The 3,237-nt window shown below is 67.3% G+C and carries 3 protein-coding genes; 2 read left to right on the top strand and 1 reads right to left on the bottom strand.

Going from position 1 to position 3,237, the window contains the following annotated elements; genetic code table 11:
• On the bottom strand, positions 1–243 hold a 243-nt coding region (locus tag K6T84_RS23695; protein WP_329786979.1), incomplete at its 3' end, for an IS3 family transposase.
• 110 nt (positions 244–353) lie between these two features.
• Between K6T84_RS23695 and K6T84_RS23690 the strand changes: the two genes are divergently transcribed.
• Both K6T84_RS23690 and K6T84_RS23685 read left to right on the top strand, forming a co-directional pair.
• Positions 354–1,409 (top strand): tyrosine-type recombinase/integrase, encoded by a 1,056-nt coding sequence (locus K6T84_RS23690; protein ID WP_329786978.1) that lies wholly within the window; start codon positions 354–356, stop codon positions 1,407–1,409.
• A partial coding sequence (locus K6T84_RS23685; protein WP_329786977.1) for a tyrosine-type recombinase/integrase occupies positions 1,406–3,237 on the top strand: 1,832 nt, incomplete at its 3' end. The genes K6T84_RS23690 and K6T84_RS23685, both read left to right, overlap by 4 nt.

Here is a 3,237-nt window from a genome sequence, read left to right as displayed (position 1 = left end):
CGTGTTCTCCGAGACCCGTTCGCCCTCGTCGTGCAGATCGGCGGTGATCCGCGGTGATCCGTAAGTGCCCTTCGACTCACGGTGGTGAGCCAGGATCTTGACCTCCAGGTCCCGGCGCCGCTGCAGGCCGGGCTCCTCGGCGGCGGCGACCTGAAGGTGCTTGTAGTAGCCCGACCGCGATACTCCCAGTAGGTCGGTCATGCGTGGGCGGCGCACTCCGGCGATGAGCTCGCATCTGCTCACCTTCGATGTGTTGCCGCAAAGTACGCAAGGATATGCAGGTGATCCTGACCCCGTCCATCTGACCACGATTGCGGGCAGCGGGGCTGGAGAATCGGAGGCCTGCACCCCACATGTCGATGTTCATGCCGTGCCTGTCGCGCCGCCCGTTGGGAGACACCGGCGTCGAGGTCCGACTCGGCCACGAGTTGCTCGACGACTACCTGCGGTTCGTCGCCGCCCGGTGCCGCCCCAACTCGGTACTGGCCGCAGGCTATGACCTGAAGGTCTTCTTCACGATCGTCGGCAAGGACCCAGTCGAGGTCACCACAACCGACGTGCTCGACTTTATTGCCGCCCAACGACTCCCGGCCCACGGCGGTAACGTGGTGCGCCTTGGCGACGGCGAGAAGGGGCTCTCGGCGCGCACAATCGCACGACGTGTGGCGACCCTGTCGGGGCTCTATGGCTACCTGTGCGCCCGTGACCTGATCACCGTCAGTCCGGTCCCAACCGGGTTGAGTGTGCGCCTTCCCGCGACGCGGCAGCCAAGCACCCGGGCAACCCCGCTGATCCGCACACCCCGCACCCTGCCTCGGGTTCTTGACGCTGCCGATGCCGCCCGACTGCTTGCTGCGCTACGCACGCACCGAGACCGGACGATGGTGCTGGCGATGCTGCTCGGCGGGCTACGCCGCTGTGAAGTTCTCGGGCTGCGCCTGACCGATTTCGACCTCGCCGACCGCAGGATCACCATCACTGAAGGCAAAGGCGGACACCATCGCATCGTTCCCGTCGCATCCGGGTTCTTCACCGCCTTGTCCGACTACCTCGACGGGGAACGAAACGACACCGGCGCAACCACATCCCGGGTGTTCGTCACGCTGAAGGGACCACGCCGCGGGCAGCCACTATCGGCGCCGGGCCTCGATGAGATCCTGCGCGGCGCCCGCAACCGCGCCGGCATCACGCAGGTGACCTGCCACATGCTGCGCCACACCTGCTTGACCCGCCTGCGGGAGGCGGGCATGTCACTGGAGGCCGTGCAAGCCCAGGCCGGGCACCGCAACATCGCCTCCACCCGTATCTACCTGCACTTGGCCGACACCTGGCTATCGACGCAATACCACCAGGCGGTCACCGCTCTGGACTCATTGTTGGCCGGCGCCCAAACCGGCGACCACGCGTGAACGCCCGCGCAGCCAGCCTGCAACCGGAGCCCAACGGCGGCCCAGGAAGCGAGTCAGCTGCCGCCGCGCGATTCATTGCGATCGGCGGCTCGGAGATTGCTCGCAAAAACAGGCGAACCATCGTCGACGCCTATACGAAGGCCTTCACCGACCTGGCCGGATGGGCAACCGCCACAGCCGCGCAGCGGCTTTGCGCCCCGCTCGAGGTCCGCGGCCTGATCGCCTACCTACTGCTGGCCACCGCGCACCCTGCCGACGCCGACTACGTCCGTTCCTGCCGCAGCGCGTGGGGACACCACGCCACACTGGTCTACCCGGACTTCGCCGCCGCCTTCGAGCGCACCGCACGCATGCTGGAGTTCACCGCCGCCGAGACCCGCCGCCAGTGGGGCACCCTGGCCAAGATCATCGCGACAACTGGGATACCACCAGAGGCACTGGACTCCAACCGATTCGGTGCCGCCGCCGACGAGCTCACCGTCGCCCACACCCGCCCGGACGGGCGGATTCCGATATCGTGGTCAACCCCGCTACACGGACTCAAAGCCACCCTGGCCGCGTTGGGTCTGCTCGCAGCCGCGCCGCCCACCCGGATATCACCGTCGAGCCGCACCGCGCACTGGGACGAGCTCGCTGCCCGCGCCCCACAGCTGGTCGCCACACTGCGCCGCTACCTGACCCAGGTCACCGTCAGTATGCGGCCGGGCAGCATCGCCTTGATCGACACCACCCTGCGCCATCTGGCGGTCTACCTCACCGACCACCACCCCGACATCGGGGCGGTCGCCGCGATCCGCCGCACCCACATCGAAGGTTTCAAAACCTTTCTGGCCAGCCGTGTCGGCTACCGCAGCAAACCCGGCCCCGCCAAAACGACCATCGGCATGCGCCTGGGGCACCTGCGTAGCTTCTTCGACCGCATCATTGAATGGGACTACTCCGACGCGCCGACCCGCAACCCCGTCTTCGCCGGTGACATGCCCATCCGGGACCGCCCGCTCCCGCGATTCCTCTGCGACGCCGATGCCTCTGCCCTGCTGCGCGCCGCTCGCACCCTGCCCGATGAGTTCGACCGTCTCGCCGTGGAGGTGCTGGCCCGCACCGGCCTGCGCAAAGGCGAGTTCCTGGGCTTGACCCGCGACGCGATCACCGATATCGGCGCGGCCCGGTGGCTGCGCACTCCGGTCGGCAAACTCCACACCGACCGCTACATCCCATTGCACCCGACGGTGGACGTGCTTCTAAAGCAATGGCTTTCGGCCCACCCCGCTCAGCCGGGAAGCAACTTGATGTTCACCGACCGAGGCCGGCCGATCCCCGGCCGTCGCGTCGACTACGCCGTCCAGGCTGCTGCCCGCACCGCCGGAATCGGGCACGTCACCCCACACCAGCTGCGCCACACCCTGGCCACCCAGGCCATCAACAACGGGATGAGCCTTGAAGCGATCGCCGCACTGCTCGGACACACCTCCATGTCAATGACGATGACCTACGCCCGGATCTCCGACCGCACCGTCGCCGACGAATACTTCGCTGTCACAACACAAGTCGAAAGCCTTTACGCCGACGTCGGCTCCCGTCTGCCGGCCGAGGCCGAGGGGCCCAACATGCGGCGCCTACGTGGAGAGACCACCCGCCTGCTCGGTAACGGCTACTGCACCCGTCCCGCGGCGCTCGACTGTCGCTACGAGACCATCTGCGAGACCTGCACGCACTTCGCCACTACAGAGGACCATCACCAAACGCTGACCAACCAACTCGCCAACGCCGCCGAACGCGGCGAATACCGCCGCGAAACCGTCTACCTCCAGCTACTCACCAGGCTCGA

It is taken from the genome of Mycobacterium zoologicum, assembly GCF_020181635.2.
GTDB classification, from domain to species: Bacteria; Actinomycetota; Actinomycetes; order Mycobacteriales; family Mycobacteriaceae; genus Mycobacterium; species Mycobacterium zoologicum.
Note: the sequence above shows the minus strand (reverse complement) of the source record. Positions and strands in the feature narration are given on the sequence as shown.